The sequence below is a fragment of the Streptacidiphilus pinicola genome, assembly GCF_003258295.1.
GTDB lineage: Bacteria > Actinomycetota > Actinomycetes > Streptomycetales > Streptomycetaceae > Streptacidiphilus > Streptacidiphilus pinicola.
Window position 1 is genome coordinate 16962 of the sequence record NZ_QKYN01000191.1, and the last position, 21042, is coordinate 38003.

Sequence of the window (21042 nt, forward strand, 5' to 3'; positions counted from 1 at the left end):
GACGGCACCCGGGCAGCGCCCAGGTGTCGTCGACGTTTCCGCTAAGTTACTGGCCGGGAAGTTACCCACTGGTTCTTCGGAGAGCAAGAGACGCGACGCCATTCGTGACACGATTCAGCTGATCGGCCGTCAGAAGGCGTTCCCTGAGGTCACCCAGCGGTCGGCGGCCCCGCCGGAGCCGGTGAAACGGCGCGCGGCCCCGGCGGGGAACCCGCCGGGGCCGCGCTGATCGGAGTGGGTCAGCGGCGGCCGATGGCCGGGTCGCTGGTGGAGGCCTTGCCGGTCTCCACGTGGCCGGCGACGCGGCGCAGCGCGGAGGGGTGCTGCTCGGTCAGCACCGAGATGTCGTACCAGCCGGAGGTCCGGCCGGTGTCGACGCGGTGCTCGACCTTCGCGCCCGGCCGCAGCTGGACCGTGGCCGGGTGCTGCGCACCGTAGGCGTCGACCAGGGCCACCCGCAGCGGCGTGGCCGCGTGGTTGGTGAGCGTGAGCCGCACATGGCCGGAGCCGCCCTCGTGGCGGGCCGTCACCTCGACGCCGCGGTCGGCCGCGTCACCGCGGAACTGGCGCAGGAAGCCCGCCGGGCCGTGCACGGTCAGCTCGTAGGGGCCGCTCGCGGGCGCGGTCCAGGTGTTCGACAGCTCGCGCCCGGCCTCGACGGTGAAGGTCCACGGGCCGTCCGTGCGCGTGGTGGAGGTGGCCAGGAACTGCGCACCCACGCGCCCGTGGCTGGCGAAGTCGACCGCCAGCGCGCCCTGCGCGTCCACGCTGCCGTCGACGGTGAGGTCGTATGGGAGCGCCCGGGACGGGCGGGTCCCCGGCTCCTGCTGCGGCAGCGCCGGGTTGGCGGGCGGCGTCGGGACGTAGTCCGGGTGGCGGTTGGCGTCCCCCGGCACGTAGCCGGCGGTGGACGGCAGGCCCGGCGTGGCCGCGTCGTGGCGGTGGAAGTCGAACGCGGCCGTCAGGTCGCCGCAGACCGCGCGGCGCCAGGGCGAGATGTTGGGCTCGTGCACGCCGAAGCGCTGCTCGATGAACTGGACGATCGAGGTGTGGTCGAAGGTCTGCGAGCAGACGTAGCCGCCGGTGCTCCACGGCGAGACGACCAGCATCGGCACGCGCGGCCCGAGCCCGTAGGGGCCGGCGACGCCGCCGCCCGCGCTGTAGAGCTCCAGGCTGGTGTCGGCGGTGGAGCCGCCCTGCGCGGCGTTCTCGGGCGCGAACGGCGGGACGACGTGGTCGAAGAAGCCGTCGTTCTCGTCGTAGGTGATCAGCAGCGCGGTGCGGCTCCACACCTCCGGATCGGCGGTCAGCGCGTCGAGGACCTGGGAGATGTACCAGGCACCGTAGTTGGCGGGCCAGTTGGGGTGCTCGGTGAAGGCCTCCGGCGCGACGATCCAGGAGACCTGCGGCAGCGTGCCCGCCTTGACGTCGGCACGCAGCACGTCGAAGAAGCCGCCGCCCGCGCTGACGTTGGTGCCGGTGCGGGCCTTGTCGTAGAGCGGGTCGCCGGGCTTGGCATTGCGGTACTGGTCGAAGTAGAGCAGCGAGTTGTCGCCGTAGTTGCCGATGTACGCGTCGCTGGTCCAGCCCCAGTAGCCGTTCGCGTCCAGGCCGGTGCCGACGTCCTGGTAGATCTTCCAGGAGACCCCGGCCGCCTCCAGGCGCTCGGGGTAGGTGGTCCAGCCGTAGCCGGCCTCGGCGTTGGAGATGATCGGGCCGCCGCCCTTGCCGTCGTTGCCGACGTAGCCCGTCCACATGTAGTAGCGGTTGGGGTCGGTGGGGCCGAGCAGCGAGCAGTGGTAGGCGTCGCAGACCGTGAACGCGTCGGCGAGGGCGTAGTGGAACGGGATGTCGTCGCGGGTCAGGTGCGCCATCGAGGTGGCGCTCTTGGTGGGCACCCAGCGGTCGTAGCGGCCGTGGTTGAGCGCGCCGTGGGTGGAGTTCCAGTCGTGCGGGAGGTCCTCGATGAACTGCAGACCCAGGTCGGGCGCGTCCGGGTGGAACGGCAGCACGTCCTTGCCGCCGTTCGCGCCGCCGTCGTTCTGGTACCAGACGGCCTTGCCGGACGGCAGCGTGACCGGGTGCGGGTCACCGAAGCCGCGCACGCCGCGGAGCGTGCCGAAGTAGTGGTCGAAGGACCGGTTCTCCTGCATCAGCACGACGATGTGTTCGACGTCCCGCAGGCTCCCGGTGGCCCGGTTGGCGGGGATCGAGGCGGCGCGGGCGATGCTGGACGAGAGCGCGGTGGCGGCTGCGGTACCACCCGCGAGCTGGAGGAAGCGGCGTCGGTTCAGCGAGGACATGTGCGGCTCCGGTGTGTGGGTGCGGCCGGCTTCGGATCGGGATCCGCGCACAACCTGTCTGGACAAGTGGCGTGGTTCCCGGAGGATTCTCTGCAGGCGCGCGGTAACACGGAAGAGCCAGTCGGCGGCGCACGGACGAACCCCGGACGAACGACCGGAATCGTGACCGGGCGGAACCACCGGGTCCGCGACCGCCACGAGCCCCGCCCACCGACTCGACCAACAGGCAGTGACTATTCCGTGACGGCTGGTCAACTGTTCGCGGACACGCCGATGCCACCCTCGTGACAGCATCACGCCCGACCGAGGGGGATCCACCTTGTCCGTCCGTACCGTGCGGCCCGCCCAAGCGGCCGCCACTGCCCTGCTCGCCGCGCTGTCGGCGGGCTTCCTGCTGCCGACCGCCGCCCATGCGGACGTGCCTCCGCCGCCTCCGCACGCACGCCCGCTCGTCGTCACCGTCAGCACCCCGACGCGGGCCCTGACCTGGGGCGGCGGCAGCGAGGCGGTCACCGTCACGGTGACCAACACGGCCCACCACGCCGAGGCGTTCGTCCCGTACGTCGAGGCCTGGGGCATCCACGGCTATCAGCTGCCGATCATTCCCACGGCGAGCTTCAAGGCCCTCAAGGCACCCGCGACCGGATGGTTCGACGGGAACCAGGACGGCGTGCTGTTCTCCCGCTTCTACCCGGCCGGTCATCCGCAGACCGGCTTCAACGTGCCGGCCGGGGGCCGGATGAGCTGGACCATGTGGATCGGCATCGGCCGGACCACGAAGCCCGTGGCCGCCGACTTCCAGGTGTCGGTGCTGGACTTCGACAGCGTCAACGGCGGGAGCCACACCGACTTCCGGGTCGTGCCCGCCGCGCCCCGGCCGGCGATCCGGCTCGCCCCCACGGCCACCCGGGTCCGTCCCTGGCAGGCGTTCCGGCTCGCCGGCAGCACCGCCCACGTCCCGGCCGGCACCCGGCTCACGCTGGAGCAGTGGCAGGGCGGCCGCTGGGCGGTCCTGCCCGCCGCCACCACGGTGCGACGCGACGGCGGGTTCACGCTGTGGGCGCAGCTCGGCCTGCGCGGTGCCGACCACCTGCGGGTCGTCGGCGACGGGACGGCCTCCGGGGCCGTCACGGTGACCGTCGCCTGAACCGCTCCGTCCGCCCGCCGGGCCCTGCCTCGCGGGCCCGGCGGGTCCCGGCTGGCAGACTGGAAAGCATGCAGACGATCACGCTGAACAACGGTCTGACCATGCCCCAGCTCGGCTTCGGCGTCTGGCAGGTGCCGGACGCCGAGGCCCGCAGCGTCGTCGCGGAGGCGCTGCGCGCCGGGTACCGCAGCATCGACACGGCCGCCATCTACGGGAACGAGCAGGGCGTCGGACTCGCGCTGCGCGACAGCGGCGTGCCGCGCGAGGACCTGTTCGTCACCACCAAGCTGTGGAACACCGAGCACGCCCACGACGACGCGCTGCGTGCCTTCGACGCGAGCCTGGCACGGCTCGGTCTCGACTACGTGGACCTGTACCTGATCCACTGGCCGGTCCCCTCCCGGGACCGCTACGTCGACGCGTGGCGGGCGATGGAGAAGATCGCCGCCGACGGCCGGGCCAAGGCCGTGGGCGTGTCCAACTTCAACGCCAAGCACCTGGAGCGGCTCTTCGCCGAGACCGGGCTGGTACCGGCCGTCAACCAGGTCGAGCTGCACCCCTACTTCCCGCAGGCCCGGCTGCGCGCCCTGCACGCGGAGCACCGGATCGCGACCGAGGCGTGGAGCCCGCTCGGCCAGGGCCGCGGCCTGCTGGAGGACGCCTCACTGGTCGCGATCGGCAAGAAGCACGGCAAGACGGCCGCACAGGTCGTGCTCCGCTGGCACCTGCAACTCGGCAACGTCGTCATCCCCAAGTCGGTGACACCGGAGCGGATCCGGCAGAACCTCGACGTCTTCGACTTCACTCTCGACGCCGAGGACCTGTCCGCCATCGCCGAACTCGACCGCGGCGGCCGCATCGGCCCGGACCCGGACACCTTCGACTGGATGGGCTGAGTCGGCATCCAACCGGGCGCGCTCCAGCCGTGGGCCGGAGCGCGCACTCCCCCGGACGGTCAGGTGCGGTCCCGGGGCGTGGCCGTGGCCGCAGGCACCTGCTCGAACACCGTCCCGGGCGCGGCCACACGCGTGGGTGCCGTCGCCGGTGTGGGCGCCGGGCGGAGCAGCAGCAGCGTGGCACAGGCGGCCATCACCGACGTGATCGCCAGCAGCATCAGGCGGTAGTCCACCACCGCGACCAGGCTCGTGCCCGCCGCGATGGAGGCCGTCTGCGGCGTCACGACCAGCATCATCCAGGCGGAGTTGACCCGCCCCTGCAGCCGGCCGGGCGTGTGGACCTGGGCCGCCGTACCGAGGGCGACGACGAGCCAGACCAGGCCCAGGCCGTCGCCCACCGCGCCGACAAGACAGAGGCTCAGGGAATGCGAGGTGAAGGCCGCCGCGGCCGCGCCAAAGGCCGCGAGGGCGAACCCGGCCACCCGGGCCGGGCCGAGGCGGCGCATCAGTGCGGCTGTGGCAAGCCCGCCGAGCGCGGAGGCCACGCCCTGCACGCTGTTGAGAACACCGAAGAACGAGGGCGGACGGTGCAGGCCCTGGTCGACGACAGCAAAGATCGCCGTCTCGTTCAGGCCGATCACACCGAAGGCGCAGGCGGTGACGACAGTGATCTGGAACAGCAGCGGCACGGACCGGATGTGCCGGAACCCGGCGGTCAGGTCCGCCCCGAAGGAGCCGCGCGGACGCGCCTCCGGCTGCTGCTCGTCGACGCGGACGGAGAGCAGCGCGGCGATCGCCGCCGCGAAGGTCACCGCGTCGAGGACGGCCACCGCGCCGCCGCCGAAGGCGACGAAGAGACCGGTGCCCACCAGCGGCGCGACGACGCGCAGAGCCTGGGTGACACTCTGCAGCAGCGCGTTGGCGGCCGCTGCCTGCTCGTCGCCCAGCAGCGACTTGCGCAGCCCCGCTCCCGCGCTGCTGAGCACGGACGCGGCAAGACCGTAGCCGAAGGCCACGGCGTAGAGCAGCCAGAGCTGCCTGCGGTCGTGCACGGCGAGCAGGCCCAGCACGACGACCGCCGCGAGCGCATTGGTCACGATCATCAGCGGACGTCTGCGGACCCGGTCGGACAGTTGCCCCGCGAAGGGCGAGAGCACGGTGGGCACACCCAACGCCAGGAACACGCCACCCGCAGCCGCGTTGCTGCCCGTCAGTTCCTTGGCCCAGACGCCGAGCGCTAGGTAGAGCGCGGTGTCGCCGAAGCCGGAGAGGGACTGTCCGGCGAGCAACCGTCGGAACCTGGGGTCCCGGAGCGGGCCCTTCACTCCCGCCCCTCCCCCGGTTCGGCTGTCTCCGCGTCGGACCCCAGCGCGGCCACGGTGGTCGCGGCGAACAGGCGGACGTGGCGGGCGCCCTGGGGACGGCGGGACGCGTCGTCGTCGCGGTCCGCGTAGCGGGTGGCGAGGTCGAGAAGTTGCTGCCGGATCTCCTGCAGTTCCGCCGCCGTGATCCACATCGTCGAGCCGAGCACGCTGCCGGCCTGACGCCAGTCCGGCGGCTGCAGGTCGCGCTGCCGCACCCGGCGCCGGATCCGGCCGAACTCGTGCTCCAGGAAGGCATCGACCGCAGCCTCGGAGGCGAGCTGTCCTTCGAGGTCGAGCTCCTCCCCACCGAGGCGCTGCTGCCGCTCCGTGATCCGCCACGGCTTCTCGCGGCCGGCGCGGGCCGGATCCGCCTCGATGTAGCCGTACTTGGCGAGGATGCCCAGGTGGTAGGCGCAGCTCGCGACACTCTCACCGAGCAGCTCGGCGCAGCGGGTGGCCGTGGCCGAGCCTTCGCGCTCCAGCACGTCGATCAACTTCCAGCGCAGCGGGTGCGCGAGGGCTCGCAGCGCCTGGGGATCCCTGGTCATGTAGGCCACGCTACTAGCTCAAGGGTTCTTAATCAAGAGTTCTTGATTAACGAAGCGTCATCACTCTGCGCGATCGCGCCTCTTCCCCTTTCGGGTGATCGCAAGGCGTTCCGAGGACAGGCGGTCCTTCGCACCAGTTTGCTCAATTTCATGACGGTTGTTCAGATCCTCGCGAAACTCGGCGCGGGCCTTACCCTGCTCGCCGCGACCTGTGCGTTCACCGGTGCGCCGGCTGCCGCGCACGCCGACACCCGCCCCAGCGACTCCTGCTCTGCCGCCTTCGAGAACGGCGACGCCCGGCTCGGGCCGGCACAGTTGCCGACCACCGGTCCCGTCGGGCGCGAGCTGCGCGGTTACCAGCGCACGGGCGGAGCCTCCGAGCAGTCCTTCCTCGCGCAGTACTGGGATCCGGCCGCCAACGCCGGCGCTGGCGGTTGGCGTTACCCGCCGCAGAACGGCTTCCTGCTCAAGCCCGACGGCTCTCCCATCGAGGTCCACCAGCACCTCGGTCCGGGCCAGGACGTCGACCGCTACGGCAGCGAGTACGGCGGCTTCCTCGCCCCCGAGGGCGCGGCCTACGACTCCCGTGCCATCCCGCCGCAGAGCCTGGACGGCCAGCCGCCGGCCGGGTGCAACTACCACGCCTACCGGGTGCTCAAGCCCTTCGAGGTCGAGGGCGGCCCGATCGCACCCTGGTTCAACCAGCCCGGGCTGGGCTGGCAGTACCAGCTCGACGCGACGCTCGTGCCGGGCGCGCCCGCGCGGCTGAACGTGCTGTGGCTGGTGCAGAACGGCTTTCTGGAACGTCTGATCTGACCCGGCCGCACCCGCGGCACCCGGGGTCAGGGCCCCTGGCCCCGGGCATTCCCTGGTGCGCGTCGCTGCGGGCCTGGTAGGAAGAGGCCATGAGCAGCGACGTTCGCACCGCGCAGGACCAGGCCCATGCCCGAGCCGCCGAGCGGGCGCTGAGCCACGTGGCGGCCCGCTCCGGTGGTGAGCCGGTGGACCGGGCGCTGCGGGTCACGCTGAACTTCCATCCCGACCGCGTCGGCGGGGACGGCACACCGCTGTTGGAGCAGTTGCGGGCGGACGGGGTCTACCGGTCGCAGTTCGTGACCGGTACCAGCAACGGGGGGCTCGCCGCCCATCCGGGCGGGGACCGGTGGCGGTGGGAGAGCCGGATCTTCGGTGGTGCCTACGACGGCGGGGCGCCGGAGGCCCGGCCGGTCTACGGTGCGTTGAACGTCCGGCGCCGGTCCGTGGGGGGTTCGCCGCGCTTCGGCTCCGCGCATCTGCGGCTGCGCGCCGGAGTTCTCGACCGGGCGACGTTCTGCTTCCCGGACAGTTTCTACGAGCCGTCGACCTTCGGGGTCGGCGACGCCGCGTCGGCCGTGATCGCCGCCGCGCTCGCGGACGACGGACCGTCGGATCCGCTGGACGGCTACGTCGAGGCCCAGATCCACGGACCGGTGCTGCTGGAGCGCGACGTCGAGGCGCTGGTGCTGGACCCGTGCTACCGGGACACGGCCGTCGAGGCACAGGCCCGGCGGCTGCCCGTGCCGCTGGAGTGGCACGGGGGCTTCCGGTTGACCGTCAGCGAGCTGCGGCGTCACCCCGACTACCGCGGCCCGGAGTTCGTGGAGCTCGGGGCCCTGATCGCCGAGGACGGCCGACTCGACCCCCGCGTCATCGGCGACGCCGTCCGCACCAAGCGGCACGACCCGCAGTCACTCAAACGGGTCTGGCACTACCTCGCGCACTTCGGCGCTCCGGCCTAGGCCGGCTCCTCGGTGGGTTCGTCGATCGGCCAGGCGATCTCCATGCGGTTGTCCGGGTCGTCCGCGATCCCGGTCCACCGGCGGTAGATCATCCGGACCGGGCCCGCAAAGGCGAAGCCGTGCTCGGTGATCCACGCGGCGACGGCGTCGTAAGCGCCGAGGATCTGCGGGAAGCCGGCGGCCGCTCCCTCCACCTCCGTGCAGGCGAGGGTGGTTTCGGGAAGCTCGCGCACGGTCATGCCGTCGGGCAGGTCCGTGGGTTGCGCGCCCTGCACCCAGAACGGCAGGCACGCCTCCACGAGTGTCTCGTTCTCGTCGTCGCACACGCCGTGGAACCGGACGAAAGCGGGCCCGGCGAAGGTGAGCGGGCCCCGGCCGGCGACCTCGTACATCTCGCGGTAGGCGCCACGGAGGAAGGCGTCGAGCCCGGAGTTGTCCACGGTCGCCCCGCGGACGAGGGTCCGTTCGGCGACGCCCTGGCGAACGGTGACGCGGTGGGTCATCTCTGCTCCTTCGGTCAGTCGACTCAACAGGCTGTGGACCACGGAGCGCTGCACCTCCAGCCGTCGCTCGGCCGCCCGCAGATGCGACCGCAGGGCGGCGACCAGCTCCTGCTCGCCGCCGTCGAGCAGACGACGCACCTCCTCGACGGGGATGTCCAGCTGCCGGAGCGCCCTGATCGACTGCGCCGTCCGCACCTGGTCACGTTGGAAGTACCGGTAGCCGCTCGCCGGATCGACGAACGCCGGCACCAGCACGCCACACGCGTCGTAGTGCCGAAGCGCGGTGACCGAGAGGCCGCTGGCCTGCGAGAACTGCCCTATCGGCAGCAGGTTTCTCCTGTCCACGGCTCCGAGGGTGCCGTCTCGCGCTACCTGAGAGTCAAGCCCGTTCTCGGACGGCGGCTTTGCCGCCATCGCCCAGGGGCCTCCCACCGATCAGGCCATCCAGACCACGTCGCTCAGGCGCAGCTCGCGGTGGTCGGGCAGCACCACGTAGGAGACCAGGACCGGCTCACGCGGTATCACCAGCGAGAGCCGGCCGTCGGAGAGCCGCACCCCCGGCGGTTCGCGTCCCGCCGTGACGGCCGCGCCCGCCTCCAGGGTGAGGGCGCGCAGGAAGCGCAGCACCGAGCGGCACAGCGTCTCGCCGGCCTCGCCGGACTTGAGCATGTCGAGCAGCACGTCGTCGACGCCCGGCCCGGTGACCAGGCTCCAGCCGGACGGGGTCCCGTGCGGCGTCGGATCCGGCCCGGTCAATCCAGCCCGCCGACGCGCTGGACGAGCTCCTCCAGCGGGACGCCGCCGCGCCGGGCGCGCGCGTCGGCCAGGCGCTCGGCGCGACCGGGCAACTGGTCCAGCATGGCCTCGCGCCACCACGTCTCGATCACCAGGTTGATCGGCTCTCCGGCCTCGGCGCCCAGCACCTCCGCGTAGAAGGCGAGGCGCTTCTCACTGCTCAGCGCGTTGCCGACGGCCTGGATGCTGCGCGGGATGGCCGGGACGCGCGGATCGTCGTCGGCACGGTGGACCGGCTGTGCGCTCAACGCCTGCCTCCTGGGTCGGGGCGGTTGCTCCCACCAACGTACCGCCCCGGGCCCCGCCGTGGGGCGGCGCCCGGGGCTTCCGCGTCCGCGCTCCCACGTCCGCGCTCCCGCGTCCGGGCTTCGGCGTCCGGCGCCCGGCGCCCGGCGCCCGGCTCACACGGGGTCACAGGCCGGGCGGCCCCGCCTGCTTCACCAGGTCCAGCACCTCGGCGGCGCAGCCCCAGGAGACGGTGACGCCCGCGCCGCCGTGGCCGTAGTTGTGGACGAGCAGCCCGCCGGGGCTCTCCTCCGCCTCCAGCCGCACCTGGTCGCGCGTGGGACGCAGGCCGACCCGGGTCTCCAGCACCTCCGCGCCGCGCAGTTCGGGCAGCACGCGGAGGCAGTTGCGCACGATCGTCTCCGTGGTGGCCGCGGACGGCTCCAGCGACTCGTCGCCGCGCTGCGTGGTGCCGCCGAGCACGGCCGTGTTCCCGTGCGGGAAGGCGTAGATCAGCTCCGGCGCGCCGGGTGTGTCGTCGCCGAAGAACTCGCGCAGCTCCCCGCTGTGCCGGACCAGCACCGCCTGACCGCGCACCGGGACGACCTTCGGGTCCGGCACCAGCGTGGCCGCGCCGATGCCCGAGCAGTTGACGACGACGGGGGCCTCCCCCGCTGCCTCGGCGAGCGAGCCGTAGCGGTGGTTCCGCATGAGCCCGCCGGCCCGCGCGAGCCGCTGTTCGAGCCAGGCGAGGTAGCGGGGCATCTCGATGACGGGCGCCCGCAGCCGCCAGCCGAAGACGTAGCCGGGCCGCAGCTCCGTCCCGGTGCAGAGCCGCGCACCCGCGGCGACGGCCCAGCGCGGCGGCTCGGTGGGCGTCATCGACTGGTGGCTGCCCCAGATCAGGGCCACCCCGGTCTCCTCCGTGCGCTCGGCCAGTTCCTCGAAGACGGGTCGGCTGCTCCGCGCCCATCCGTCCACCCGCTGCTCCGGACCGATCAGGAACGGCCCCCAGGTGGCGCCCGCCGCCACGGACGTGGTCGCCCCCGGCGGCCGCTCCGCGTCCACCCGCACCGCCAGCCCGGCCTCGGCCAGGACCACCGCCGTCGTCAGCCCGATCACCCCGGCCCCGACGATCACCACGTCAGGACGTCCCACCTCACTGTTCGCGCTCATGGCCCGACCTTCGCACAGCCCCGTGGCGGGCGCACCGGTGCCGACGCAGAACGGCGTGATCATGCCGCCCGCCCGCCGCGCGCAAGCGGTCGGGACGGCGGCGTTCAGGCGCGCTTGGGGAAGGTCAGGTCCATCAGGCCCTTCTTCGGGTCCGGCGAGAGCTGCCAGTCGTAGCGCACGACCGCGGCCAGCGCGAGCAGCAGGCCGATCCGCCGGTCGTGGATCCGCAGCGAATAGCGCGGATGCACGCCCTTCAACCGCGCGAACTCGAACCCCTCGCGGCGCCCGCCCTCGCCCTCGTTCTCGTCCGCCGGTCCGCGGAAGCGAACGCGGTACTCGAAGGCCATCTCCAGCGCCCCCGCGAGCGGCACCGCCGCCACCGTGGTGCCGTGCCGCAACCGGGCGCCGGTGCCCCGGGCCACCCCGGTGAGCGCCGGCAGGCCCGGCTGCTCGGCGGTCCACGTCTCGCGCCGGCCGCGCGAGCCGGGCTCGTGACTGACCGTGCCGCGCATCACCCGCTCGACGTCCTTGGCCCCGACCGCCGTCACCCACCCCGCCGGGGTGTCCAGCCGCGGCCCGGTGAACACCTGCAGTGGGTGCGGCGAGTCGTAGAAGTAGGGCTTGTACAGCCGGACCACCGGCACCTCGGACCGGCCCGGGAGCACGTCGAACGTGGTGCTGTCGCGCTCGTTGCGCACGAGGACCATGGCCTCGTCGAGCTGTGGTACCGACATACGCCAACCTTCCCTCGCAGAGCCACAGATGACGAACAGCCAGAAAGGCTAACAGACGAAGATCGTCAGACCTCGGCCGGACCTCGCCCGGAACCCGCCGACTCTCGTCATCCCCCGGCCAGCGGAACCAGCTTGACGAAGACGAGCGACAGCTCGGCCCCGACCTCCACGACCTCGTCCAGCTCCTCGACCTGACGGTCCCCGACCAGCACGAGGAACCCGTTCCCCGCGAAGGCGCGCTCCGCGATCTCGGCCTGCGCCTCCCAGTCGAGCGTGCGCGCCTCCCGCAGCCGGTAGCCGTTCAGCTCCACCTCGGCGTCGGTGGGGCGGACCAGGCCGTGGAACCGCACGCCCGGCCGGGCGTTGTGCCGTGCGACCTCCTCGCGCACGCGGATCCGGATCAGCTCCCGCACCGTCATCCGGTCGGGCAGCCCACCCACCTCGAACGCCCCGACCGGCCGGCCCATGGCGGTCTCGTCCTTGAACGTCACCGTGGCCAAGTCAGGCTCCCCTGCGGATCTGGCTGAGGATCGACGGGTCCGTGATCCGGGTGTCGTCGGCGAGCAGGAACGCCTTACTGAGGATCAACGACAGGCGCTCGTCCTCGAACGGCAGGAACACCTTCCCGCCCACAGCCGCCCCCTTGGCCGCCGGAACCACACACAGATAGGCACCGCTCGGCTCCATCACCACATTCGCCGACCCCAGATGGATCCGATACGACGCCAGCTCACCCCGCACCACCAAGAAGCGCCCCTCCACCGTGCACCGGCCGGCGATCCTCAGACGCGGCAGAATCCGCTCCAGGGCCTCACGGCGGATCGCGGCGGTCCCGGAGAGGTCGGCGAAGGCCGCGGACCGCCAGTAGGCGGCGTAGCGGTCCTCGCCGCGGTCGGACCAGGTGGGGTCGGCGGCTATGGAGGTGACGGAGACGAAGAGGTCGACGTCGCGCATGGCCTCGCTGAGGACGGCGGGTGGGACCTCGGCGACGGCGACCGGCTGCCAGCGGCGGCCGTCCCGGCGGTCGAAGCGGACCTGGTCGGTGGTCGCGTGGTCGGGGCTGTAGGCGAAGTCCGTGTCGGCCGGCTCGTGGTGGAAGCGGGCGCGCCACCGGCCGTCGCCGAACTCGGCGCGCGCCTCACCGTCCCAGCCGCCGTCGTGGTTGCACAGGTAGTTGGCCTGCCAGCCGCGTTCCTTGAAGAGGGCGTAGAGCCGCTGGTAGTGGACGACGTGTGCGGCGAAGCGGTTGGAGTACCCGCCGGTCTGCTGCTCCGCCGGGGTGAGCAGGTAGATCTCGCGGAAGGCCTGCTTGAACGGCTGCCGCTGCCGGTCCGTCAGGACGCGCTCGCGCCAGGCGCGGACCTCGTCGACCGTCGCGCGGATCGGGTGCCACAGCCGGACCTCCACCGGGCTGCCGGCCGGCTCGGCCCCGGGCGCGGCGGCGTGCCAGACGCCGTCCGCACCCGCGAACTCCCAGATCAGACCCCGGACCAGCAACCCGGTGACGGGGTGGTCGCGGTAGTGGCGGCGCCACTCGTCGTACGGCCAGGTGCGGTCCGTGGACAGCAGCGCCTCGAGCCGGGCGCGCTCGCCGGACAGCGTGCCTCGCACCTCCTTGGCCAGCTTCCTGAGCTGCGCGAGCTCCTCGGCGCAGCGTTCCTTGAGCACGGCCGGAGCGGTGCGAGAGGTGCGGCCGTCGGGAGCGGTGAACGTCAGCCGGACCGTCGTCGCGTCCTCGATCGCGAGGCGCGCCCGGTGGCCGTTCGCCAGCGGCCGCTCCAGGGAGCCGTCCGGGCCGAGGCCGTGGTCGGGGACGTTGCGCTCGACGAGCTGCGCGGCGGTGATCCCGGCGCGCTCGGCGGCCGTGGTCAGCGCGGTGTCGACCTGCTTGCGCAGAGCCCGGTCGCGGATGCGCGAGCGCAGCAGCCACAGCGCCTCCAGCGCCGACGCGTCCTCCACCTCGGCCAGCGCGTTGATCGCCGCTCCGGCGATCTTGGCGTCCTCGATGAGGCCGCCGCCCGGAACGCCGGCGCGCAACGCGAGCGCGGTGAGCCCCGGTACCGTCCCGGCCCCGCCGGTCAGAGCTGCGGCCCAGACCAGACCCCGCGCGAGGTCGCGGGCGTCCTGCTGCACCAAGTAGTGGTAGTGGTAGCCGTCCCCGAACCACCCCGCGTGGGCGCCGTGCGTCTTGCTGCACTGCGGCTCGTCCTCGGCCAGGCGGCGAAGGGCCTCCGCGACGAGCTCGCGCGCCGACGCCGCGTCGACGAGCCCCGGGCAGGCGCGCCGCCAGCGCTGCGTCGGGCGCGGGCCGGAAAGGCCGCCCAGGTGCCGCACGAGCGTGACGAGTTCGGGCGTGACCGCGTGCTCCCGCAGCGGCTCGGCCCAGACGCCGTAGGCGGGGACGAGCCCCTCGGGCATCCTCGCCTCGGCCTGCGCGGGCAGGCCGACGGGCGCGGCGGACCGCGCAGCGGCAGACCGGGCGGCCGAGGGCGCGGGCGCGGCGGGGTGCGGGACCGCGGTGACCGGGGTGTCGTCGTCGAGCATGGCGAGATCGTGGCAGACGCGACTGACAACCGCCGATCACAGCCCCGCGCGAGCGGGTGACCGGACGTCAGCCCAGGCGGGCCAGCCAGGAGACGACCGGCCCGGAGCCGTCCTCGGCGCGGATGAGCGTGCCGAGGTGGCGGGCCCGGTCGCGGTACGCGTCCGTGCGGGCCGCCTGCGCGAGGAGCGGGCTGAGGGCCTGCGCGCTGAGGCCGCGCAGCGGCACGGAGCCCGGCGAGACGCCGAGTGAGGCGAGCCGCGCGGCCCAGAAGGGCGCGTCGAACTGGACCGGGACCGGTACCGCCGGGACCCCGGCCCGCAGCGCCGCGGCCGTGGTGCCCGCGCCGCCGTGGTGCACGACGGCGGCGGTGTGCGGGAAGACCAGGGCGTGCGGGAGTTCGTCGACGGTGAGCATGTCGTCCCCCTCGGCCCGCAGGCCTGCCCAGCCGCGCTGGACGATGCCGCGCAGGCCGGCCGCGCGCAGCGCGGTCACGAACGCGGCGCTCGCGCGCTCCGGGTCGGGGACGGTCGCGCTGCCGAGCCCGACGAAGACGGGCGGCGGGCCGGCGAGGAGGAAGTCCCGCACCTGCTCCGGCAGTTGCGCGGTCGGTGGGCAGGAGGGCCACCAGTAGCCGCAGATCTCCAGCCCCGCCCGCCAGTCGCGCGGACGCGGGACGACCAGCGGGCTGAAGCCGTGCAGCACCGGCCACCGCTCGCGTTCGCGCTGGTGCCGGGTGGCGCGGACGCCGCCGGCCGGGAGGCCGAGGCGGCGGCGCATGGTCCGGGCGGCCTCGACGAAGATCGCGTCCAGGGCGGCGTTCACGGCCCGTCCGCTCAGCCGGTTGCCCGTCCTGCCGATCGAGCGCGCGCCGACGACGGGGGCGAGGAACTCGCCCGTGGGGGCCAGCGGCTGCAGATTGACGCCGAGGCTGGGCAGGCCGAACCCCTCGGCCAGGACGTGGCCGAGGGGCGCCAGCACCGGTGAGAGCAGCAGCACGTCCGCCTGCTCGGCGGGCGCGACCATCGCCTCGGCGATCTCCGCGACGACGGAGCGGGCCAGCGCGATCATGCGGGCCAGCTTGCCCGCGCCCGTGGTGGCCCGGTGCAGCCCTTGGCCCGCGCCCGACTCCAGCTCCGCGCGCGGATCCACCGGCAGCGCGTGGAAGCCCAGCCCGGCCTCCTTCGCGAGCGGGGCGAACCGCTCGTGGGTCACCAGCGTCACCTCGTGCCCGGCGCGCGCCAGGGCCTGGCAGAGTCCGGTGTAAGGGGCGACATCGCCCCGCGAGCCCGCCGTCATCAACACCACACGCATGCGAACAGTCTTCCCCGCACCCGGCCTCCGTACGACGATGACGCGCGATCACCCCACCATCGAGCGACCCTTGACTTCTCGCACGCCCGGCACCACCGTTCCCTCTGACGATCCATCAGCTACCGCTGTCAGCTGACCGCACGCAGCCCGGCGCGGCCCCTCAGGAGGGACGGCGACGCAACCCATGGCACAGGTGCGCAAGGACTCAGCAGCTGAGAACCCCCCGAACGCCCCCGGTCGCTCCCCCGATCGTGATCCTGCCGACTCCCGCGCGTTCTCCCGGCGGGCTCTGCTCGGCGCGGGTGCGGCGGCGTTGGCCGCGACGGCGGTGCAGTGGACGCCGCTGGGGCGGGTCGCCGCGGCGAGCGCGGCCACGACCATCCCGGCGCCCCCGCAGTTCCCCGCGGGGATCGCGCTCTACCAGCGGACGTTCCAGAACTGGTCCGGCGAGGTGGTGGTCGAGGGCCTGTGGAGCGCCTCGCCCGCCTCGGCGGCGGACGTGGTGACGCTGGCCAACTGGGCGCACGCCAACGACTGGCGGCTGCGGCCGCGTGGCGGCGGGTACAGCTGGTCACCGCTGGTCGCCCCGGCCGGGACGCCCGCGAACGTGCTCCTGGTGGACTCCTCGACACACCTGACGAACATCAGCGTCGACGCCACGGGGGCCGGGACGGGCGGCGCGAGCGTCACGGTCCAGCCGGGCGCGACGATGGACACCCTGCTCGGCACGCTCAAGTCGGCCGGGCTCGGCTTCACCGGCTTCCCGGTGATCGGTGCCGGCACGGTCGGCGGGGCGCTGGCGACCGGCGGGCGCGGCACCGGCGTCCCGGCGCTCGGCGAGAGCCGGCTGCCCGGTCACACCTACGGCTCACTGAGCAACCTGATCACCAGCCTCACCGCGGTCGTCTGGGACCCGGCTCGGGGCGCGTACGCGCTGCGCACCTTCCAGCGCACCGATCCGCAGATCCAGGCGCTGCTGGTGAACCTCGGCCGGGTCTTCGTGACCGAGGCGACCCTGCGCGTCGGCCCCGACCAGCGGCTGCGCTGCCAGAGCTGGTTCAACGTCGCCGCCACCGACCTGTTCGCGGCCCCGGCGACGGCCGGATCGAAGTCGATCGCCTCGTACGTGGACCAGTGCGGGCGGGTGGTCTGCATCTGGTTCCCGTTCACCGGCTCGCCATGGCTGCGCGTGTTCACCCCCTCGCCCAGCCAGCCCTGGACCTCCCGCGCGGTGACGGGACCGTACGACTTCACCTTCAACGACATCGTCCCGAAGAACGTCTCGGACCTGCTCTCCCAGATCGTGGCCGGGGACGCGGCGGCGACGCCGCAGTTCACCGCCGCGCAGATGGACGCGATCAGCGCCGGGCTGGTGGCGACGGACACCTGGGACCTCTGGGGCTGGTCCAGCGACGTGCTGCTCTACGTCCGCCCGACGACGCTGCGGATCACCTCCACCTGCTGCAACGTGGTGACCTCGCGGGCGAACGTGCAGCGGGCGGTGAGCGAGTTCTACGCCGAGTACAGCGCGAAGCTGGCCGCCTACGCCGCGCAGGGCCAGTACCCGATGAACGCCCCGCTGGAGATCCGCGTCACCGGCCTCGACCAGCCCGGCGACTGCGGGGTTCCCGGCGCGCTCGGCGCCCAGCTCTCGCCGCTGCGCCCGCGACCGGACCACCCGGAGTGGGACACCTCGGTCTGGTTCGACATGACGACCGTGCCGATCACGCCGGGCTGCCACCAGTTCATGGGCGAGATGGAGGCGTGGTTCCGCTCGAACTACGCTTCCTACGGCCAGGTGCACAACGAGTGGCCGAAGGAGTGGGCCAACAGCCCCTCGGGCGCATGGTCGGACAGCGCGGCGATCGCGGGTGCCATCCCGGCCTACTACACCACCGGCCAGGCGGCGGGCGACGGGTGGAACGCGGCGGTCGCGACCTTCACGGCGCTGGATCCGAACGGCGTCTTCGGCAGCCCGTTCCTGGACCGCGTGCTGGTTCCCGGCGGGTAGCCCGGCCCCTCCGGGCCCCGCGGGGAGGGGACGTGACGCGGGGCCGGTAGCAGGCTTCGCGGGACGTTCGGTACGCGTGCGCAGCATCTCCACATCCAGCGCACGGACCCTCCCCACCCCGGGTCGCTGATCTGCAGGTTTGCTTGGGTAGAGTGCGCGGATGCACGACAGACCGCACCTCCCGATGTCCCCCGCCGAGGCCGCGTCGCTGCGCGCCTCGTCCCCCGTGGACGAGGCTCTGCTGCAACGCATCAGGGCCGCCCTCGTCGGCAAGGACCGCGCGGGCGAGGCCTCCGACGCGGGGCCGGACGACGCCAGCGACTCCGCCCCGTCGGCCCCCGAGTCCGAGGAACCGGCCCCGCGGCCGGACGACGACGCCGCGCGGACCGACGCGGGCGGCGTGGCGGCGCACGAGGACGAGAGCGGCGTGGCGACGCACCAGGACGAGAGCGCCGCACGGACGGACGAGGACGGCGACGCCACGGAGGGATTCGGCGCGCCCGCCTGAGCGCGAGCACGTCGCCGCCCGGCCCGGGCCGGCGCGGCAGACCACCCGGGCCGGGCTCTTCCGATCGTCCGACGGCCATACCGCGATCCGCACCCGAACCGGCGAAGTCAACGCCGTTCGGGGGAGGTTCACCCGTGTCGCGCGGGCCGTTCCGGGTGTCCGGGCTGGAAGATTTGACCGAATTCCTCGCGTTGTTCCGTTCTTCACTCCTGAGAGGCCTGAGGTCATGATCCGTCGACTTGGAACCGCGCTGGCGGGCGGGCTGCTGCTGACGATCGTCGGTCTGACGACACTCCCCACCGCGGCGTCCGCCGACACCGGCACGGGCGACGCCCGGCCGCAGACGTACCTGTGCAACGTCGGCGACTCCGGCTCGACGGCCACGGTCCAGACCACCGACATCAACGGCGCCGCGGCCGTCATGCCGGCCTTCTTCGGCATGCCGCTCGACAACTGCCGCCTGCTGCAGTAGTCCCGCGCGGCGCTGCGCGCTACGAGCGCGACAGCACGACCCTGGCCACGGCGGGCATGCGGGCGGTCTGGAAGGCCGCGTACCCGCCGTTGGCCACGAGCTGGAACTTCATGCCCTCCTTGCCGGCCGGGCGCTCGTACCCCTCGGGCACGAAGCGCTGGTAGTGCGCCGTGGCCCGCTGGAAGAAGTCCGAGCGCTGGGCGCGCGGCAGGCAGTCGGACAGGGCGAGCAGGAACAGGTACTGACGGATCATCCGCGTGAAAAGGTGCGGCACGACGTCCGGGCGGTCGTACGCCTCGACCAGGGCGAAGCTCTCCTCGTAGCGGTCGAAGACGTCGAAGTGGCTGCCGTTCGGTCCGCCCGCGGGGTGCGCGGTGTGACGGCGACGCAGCTGCGCGCAGTCCCACTTGAGCACGGCGGCGCTGGCGGCGGCGAGCATCAGGCGGTGCTGGACCGCGATCTCCTCGTGCAGGCCGTCGGGGAACCCCGCCCCGGTGCGCACCCACAGGTCGCGGCGGACCAGACGGTCCCACATGTAGGCGGGCGCGCCGAAGAGCTGGGGCTGCTCGGCGGGGGAGAACGCGTTGGCGCCCTGCCCGGCGAGCAGTTCGGCGGCGCCGCCGGGCCAGGAACGGCCGCGGTGCAGCCGCGTGTGGCCGAAGAGCAGGAGCTCGGGCCACTCGCAGGTGCGCAGCCGGTCGGCCATGGCCTGCAGGGTGCCGTCCCAGAGCACGTGGTCGGCGTCGAGGAAGAGCAGGTACTCCCCCGTCGCGCGCGCCACGCCCGCGTTGCGGGCCGCGCCGACGGAGGCGACGGCGTCCAGTCGCACGATCTGGACGCGGCCGTCCTCGAGCTCGGCCGCGCCGACCACACCGGCCGGGCACTCGGGCGACTGGTCCGCCACGACGATGACCTCGATGTCGCGGTAGGACTGACCGAGCACCGACTGCAGGCAGGTCGCCAGGGTTCCCTGGAGGTCGTACGCGGCGACGATGACACTGATCAAGGGTGAGGGTGAGCTGAGCACGCCACGGAAGATAGGCCCCCCACTGGACACCCCACAAGATCGATAACGGCGTCTGAGCTGCATCGTTATGCAATTTCCCGCAATCCTTCACACCGTCACCCCATGAGTGAACGAAGCGTCGCGCGCGGCGGGCCACCACCCCCTTGATCCACAACTCCTGTGCGCGCCGGATGACTTGGGCTTCCTGCGGCCCGAATCGGGCGAGGCCGCGAGTCGGCATGCATTGTGCATAGAGCACACAGTATGTACTGTGCATATCGCTCGCCCTCGTCACCGCAAGGAGAACCGCATGGACGGCTCACAGCCGGCCTCCCGCACCGGCACCGTCGTCGCCGTGCTGGCGGTCGCCGGCATCGTCGCGTCGCTGATGCAGACCCTGATCGTGCCGCTGATCGGCGAGCTGCCGACGCTGCTGCACACCAGCGCCGGCAACGCGTCCTGGGCCGTCACCGCGACCCTGCTGGCCGCCGCCGTCACCACACCCGCGATCGGGCGGCTGGCGGACCTCCACGGCAAGAAGCCGATGCTGCTCGTCTGCGTCGTCCCGCTGGTCGCGGGCTCGGTCGTCTGCGCGACGGCGGGCTCGCTCGCGCCGATGGTCATCGGCCGCGGCCTGCAGGGCATCGGCGCGGCCATGGTGCCGATCGGCATCAGCACCCTGCGGGACGTGCTGCCGCCCGAGAAGCTCGGCTCCGCGATCGCGCTGATCAGCTCCTCGCTCGGCATCGGCGGCGCGCTCGGCCTGCCGGTCTCCGCGGCCGTCGCCCAGCACGCCAACTGGCACGTGCTGTTCTGGGCCGCCGGCGCGCTCAGCCTGGTGGTCGGCGCGCTGGTCTGGGCGTTCATCCCCTCCGTGCCGGCCCGCGCGACCGGGCGCTTCGACGTCCCCGGCGCGCTCGGCCTGGGCAGTGGGCTGGTCTGCCTGCTACTGGCCATCTCCAAGGGAGCCGACTGGGGTTGGGGCAGCGGCACCATCCTCGGCCTGTTCGCCGCGGCGGTCCTGGTGCTGCTGGCCTGGGCCTGGTGGGAGCTGCGCTCCGCCTCCCCGCTGGTCGACCTGCGGGTCACCGCGCGCGGCCAGGTGCTGCTGACCAACGCCGCCTCCATCGTGGTCGGCTTCGCCATGTACGCCTCGGCCCTGATCGCGCCTCAGCTGCTCCAGCTGCCGAAGGCCACCGGCTACGGCCTGGGCCAGTCGATGCAGGCTGCCGGCCTGTGGATGGCCCCGGCGGGCCTGATGATGATGCTGGTCTCCCCGCTGGGCGCGAAGCTCTCCGCCGCGCGGACCCCGAAGACGACGCTGGTCGTCGGCAGTCTCGTGATCGCCGCGGGCTACGGCACCTCGCTCGCCCTGATGAGCTCGGTCTGGGGCCTGCTGGTCGTCTCGATCGTCATCAACAGCGGCGTGGCTCTCGCCTACGGCGCGATGCCCGCGCTGATCATGGGCGCCGTCCCGCTCTCCGAGACGGGCTCCGCGAACAGCTTCAACACCCTGATGCGCTCCATCGGCACCACCTTGTCCGCGGCGGTCGTCGGCGTCGTCCTGTCCCACCTGACCACGGGGTTCGGCCCGGTGGCCCTCCCGTCCCTCGTCGGCTTCCGCACGGGCATGGTCATCGGCTGCGCCGTCTCCCTCACCGCGGCGGCGGTCGCCTCCTCCATCCCCCTCCGCCGCGCGGACACCCCCACCCCGCCGAAC

The 21042-nt window shown here is 73.1% G+C and carries 20 protein-coding genes; 8 read left to right on the forward strand and 12 right to left on the reverse strand.

Annotated elements, in window-relative coordinates; genetic code table 11:
* Positions 1–239: 239 nt before the first annotated feature.
* A complete protein-coding gene (locus DN069_RS35805; RefSeq protein WP_111507436.1) occupies positions 240–2303 on the reverse strand; it encodes a phosphocholine-specific phospholipase C in 2064 nt (687 codons plus the stop codon).
* A 319-nt stretch (positions 2304–2622) separates the two neighbouring features.
* Here DN069_RS35805 and DN069_RS35810 point away from each other — a divergent pair, with 319 nt between their 5' ends.
* The gene (locus DN069_RS35810) at positions 2623–3450 is read left to right on the forward strand and encodes a hypothetical protein (RefSeq protein WP_133260157.1); all 828 of its coding nucleotides are present in this window, start codon (positions 2623–2625) and stop codon (positions 3448–3450) included.
* Positions 3451–3518: 68 nt separating this feature from the next.
* On the forward strand, positions 3519–4346 hold the full coding sequence (locus DN069_RS35815) for an aldo/keto reductase (protein WP_111507438.1): 828 nt from the start codon (positions 3519–3521) through the stop codon (positions 4344–4346).
* A 59-nt stretch (positions 4347–4405) separates the two neighbouring features.
* Here the strand turns inward: DN069_RS35815 and DN069_RS40655 are convergent, their stop codons facing one another.
* Entirely contained in the window at positions 4406–5671 is a 1266-nt protein-coding gene (locus DN069_RS40655) for an MFS transporter (protein WP_279387952.1), read from the reverse strand.
* Positions 5668–6258: a winged helix-turn-helix domain-containing protein gene (locus DN069_RS35820; RefSeq protein WP_111507452.1), complete on the reverse strand. Its 591-nt coding sequence runs from the start codon at positions 6256–6258 to the stop codon at positions 5668–5670. Before DN069_RS35820 ends, DN069_RS40655 begins: the two co-directional genes overlap by 4 nt.
* Before the next feature lie 150 nt (positions 6259–6408).
* Here DN069_RS35820 and DN069_RS35825 point away from each other — a divergent pair, with 150 nt between their 5' ends.
* Positions 6409–7074, forward strand: coding sequence for a TNT domain-containing protein (locus DN069_RS35825; protein ID WP_111507439.1), 666 nt, complete (start codon positions 6409–6411; stop codon positions 7072–7074).
* An 89-nt stretch (positions 7075–7163) separates the two neighbouring features.
* Positions 7164–8036 (forward strand): DUF3626 domain-containing protein, encoded by an 873-nt coding sequence (locus tag DN069_RS35830; protein ID WP_111507440.1) that lies wholly within the window; start codon positions 7164–7166, stop codon positions 8034–8036.
* On the opposite strand, the gene DN069_RS35835 is transcribed toward DN069_RS35830, so the two are convergent.
* The 8 genes from DN069_RS35835 to DN069_RS35870 all read right to left on the reverse strand — a co-directional run bounded on the left by DN069_RS35835 (position 8033) and on the right by DN069_RS35870 (position 15325).
* Positions 8033–8884: a MerR family transcriptional regulator gene (locus DN069_RS35835; RefSeq protein WP_111507441.1), complete on the reverse strand. Its 852-nt coding sequence runs from the start codon at positions 8882–8884 to the stop codon at positions 8033–8035. The genes DN069_RS35830 and DN069_RS35835 overlap by 4 nt on opposite strands.
* A 90-nt stretch (positions 8885–8974) precedes the next feature.
* The gene (locus tag DN069_RS35840; protein WP_111507442.1) at positions 8975–9295 is read right to left on the reverse strand and encodes a hypothetical protein; all 321 of its coding nucleotides are present in this window, start codon (positions 9293–9295) and stop codon (positions 8975–8977) included.
* Positions 9292–9582, reverse strand: coding sequence for a hypothetical protein (locus DN069_RS35845; protein ID WP_111507443.1), 291 nt, complete (start codon positions 9580–9582; stop codon positions 9292–9294). The genes DN069_RS35840 and DN069_RS35845 overlap by 4 nt, the downstream gene beginning before the upstream one ends.
* Positions 9583–9745: 163 nt before the next feature.
* Positions 9746–10735, reverse strand: a complete 990-nt coding sequence (locus DN069_RS35850; RefSeq protein ID WP_111507453.1) for an FAD-dependent oxidoreductase — start codon at positions 10733–10735, stop codon at positions 9746–9748.
* Positions 10736–10839: 104 nt separating this feature from the next.
* A complete protein-coding gene (locus DN069_RS35855) occupies positions 10840–11469 on the reverse strand; it encodes a hypothetical protein (RefSeq protein WP_111507444.1) in 630 nt (209 codons plus the stop codon).
* 107 nt (positions 11470–11576) lie between these two features.
* Positions 11577–11960, reverse strand: coding sequence for a hypothetical protein (locus DN069_RS35860; RefSeq protein WP_243640220.1), 384 nt, complete (start codon positions 11958–11960; stop codon positions 11577–11579).
* Positions 11961–11970: 10 nt separating this feature from the next.
* The gene (locus DN069_RS35865) at positions 11971–14013 is read right to left on the reverse strand and encodes a DUF4132 domain-containing protein (protein WP_111507446.1); all 2043 of its coding nucleotides are present in this window, start codon (positions 14011–14013) and stop codon (positions 11971–11973) included.
* A gap of 67 nt (positions 14014–14080) precedes the next feature.
* On the reverse strand, positions 14081–15325 hold the full coding sequence (locus DN069_RS35870) for a glycosyltransferase (RefSeq protein WP_243640212.1): 1245 nt from the start codon (positions 15323–15325) through the stop codon (positions 14081–14083).
* A gap of 184 nt (positions 15326–15509) precedes the next feature.
* Here DN069_RS35870 and DN069_RS35875 point away from each other — a divergent pair, with 184 nt between their 5' ends.
* The 3 genes from DN069_RS35875 to DN069_RS35885 all read left to right on the forward strand — a co-directional run bounded on the left by DN069_RS35875 (position 15510) and on the right by DN069_RS35885 (position 18316).
* Positions 15510–17336 (forward strand): cholesterol oxidase substrate-binding domain-containing protein, encoded by a 1827-nt coding sequence (locus DN069_RS35875; protein ID WP_111507447.1) that lies wholly within the window; start codon positions 15510–15512, stop codon positions 17334–17336.
* A 160-nt stretch (positions 17337–17496) separates the two neighbouring features.
* Entirely contained in the window at positions 17497–17844 is a 348-nt protein-coding gene (locus DN069_RS35880; RefSeq protein ID WP_133260158.1) for a prolipoprotein diacylglyceryl transferase, read from the forward strand.
* Positions 17845–18070: 226 nt separating this feature from the next.
* A complete protein-coding gene (locus tag DN069_RS35885) occupies positions 18071–18316 on the forward strand; it encodes a hypothetical protein (RefSeq protein ID WP_111507449.1) in 246 nt (81 codons plus the stop codon).
* Between the two features lie 19 nt (positions 18317–18335).
* Here the strand turns inward: DN069_RS35885 and DN069_RS35890 are convergent, their stop codons facing one another.
* Positions 18336–19343 carry a glycosyltransferase family 2 protein gene (locus tag DN069_RS35890; protein WP_165845788.1) on the reverse strand — a complete coding sequence of 336 codons (1008 nt, stop codon included), beginning with the start codon at positions 19341–19343 and terminating at the stop codon, positions 18336–18338.
* Positions 19344–19632: 289 nt separating this feature from the next.
* On the opposite strand from DN069_RS35890, the gene DN069_RS35895 reads away from it, so the two are divergent.
* A partial coding sequence (locus tag DN069_RS35895; protein ID WP_111507451.1) for an MFS transporter occupies positions 19633–21042 on the forward strand: 1410 nt, incomplete at its 3' end.

Excerpts from the sequence above, each read along its gene's own strand:
- DN069_RS35805 (WP_111507436.1), bottom strand. The coding sequence starts at position 2,303 with ATGTCCTCGCTGAACCGACGCCGCTTCCTCCAGCTCGCGGGTGGTACC.
- DN069_RS35815 (WP_111507438.1), top strand. The coding sequence starts at position 3,519 with ATGCAGACGATCACGCTGAACAACGGTCTGACCATGCCCCAGCTCGGC.
- DN069_RS35820 (WP_111507452.1), bottom strand. The coding sequence starts at position 6,258 with ATGACCAGGGATCCCCAGGCGCTGCGAGCCCTCGCGCACCCGCTGCGC.
- DN069_RS35825 (WP_111507439.1), top strand. The coding sequence starts at position 6,409 with ATGACGGTTGTTCAGATCCTCGCGAAACTCGGCGCGGGCCTTACCCTG.
- DN069_RS35830 (WP_111507440.1), top strand. The coding sequence starts at position 7,164 with ATGAGCAGCGACGTTCGCACCGCGCAGGACCAGGCCCATGCCCGAGCC.
- DN069_RS35850 (WP_111507453.1), bottom strand. The coding sequence starts at position 10,735 with ATGAGCGCGAACAGTGAGGTGGGACGTCCTGACGTGGTGATCGTCGGG.
- DN069_RS35855 (WP_111507444.1), bottom strand. The coding sequence starts at position 11,469 with ATGTCGGTACCACAGCTCGACGAGGCCATGGTCCTCGTGCGCAACGAG.
- DN069_RS35865 (WP_111507446.1), bottom strand. The coding sequence starts at position 14,013 with ATGCTCGACGACGACACCCCGGTCACCGCGGTCCCGCACCCCGCCGCG.
- DN069_RS35870 (WP_243640212.1), bottom strand. The coding sequence starts at position 15,325 with ATGCGTGTGGTGTTGATGACGGCGGGCTCGCGGGGCGATGTCGCCCCT.
- DN069_RS35875 (WP_111507447.1), top strand. The coding sequence starts at position 15,510 with ATGGCACAGGTGCGCAAGGACTCAGCAGCTGAGAACCCCCCGAACGCC.
- DN069_RS35880 (WP_133260158.1), top strand. The coding sequence starts at position 17,497 with ATGCACGACAGACCGCACCTCCCGATGTCCCCCGCCGAGGCCGCGTCG.
- DN069_RS35885 (WP_111507449.1), top strand. The coding sequence starts at position 18,071 with ATGATCCGTCGACTTGGAACCGCGCTGGCGGGCGGGCTGCTGCTGACG.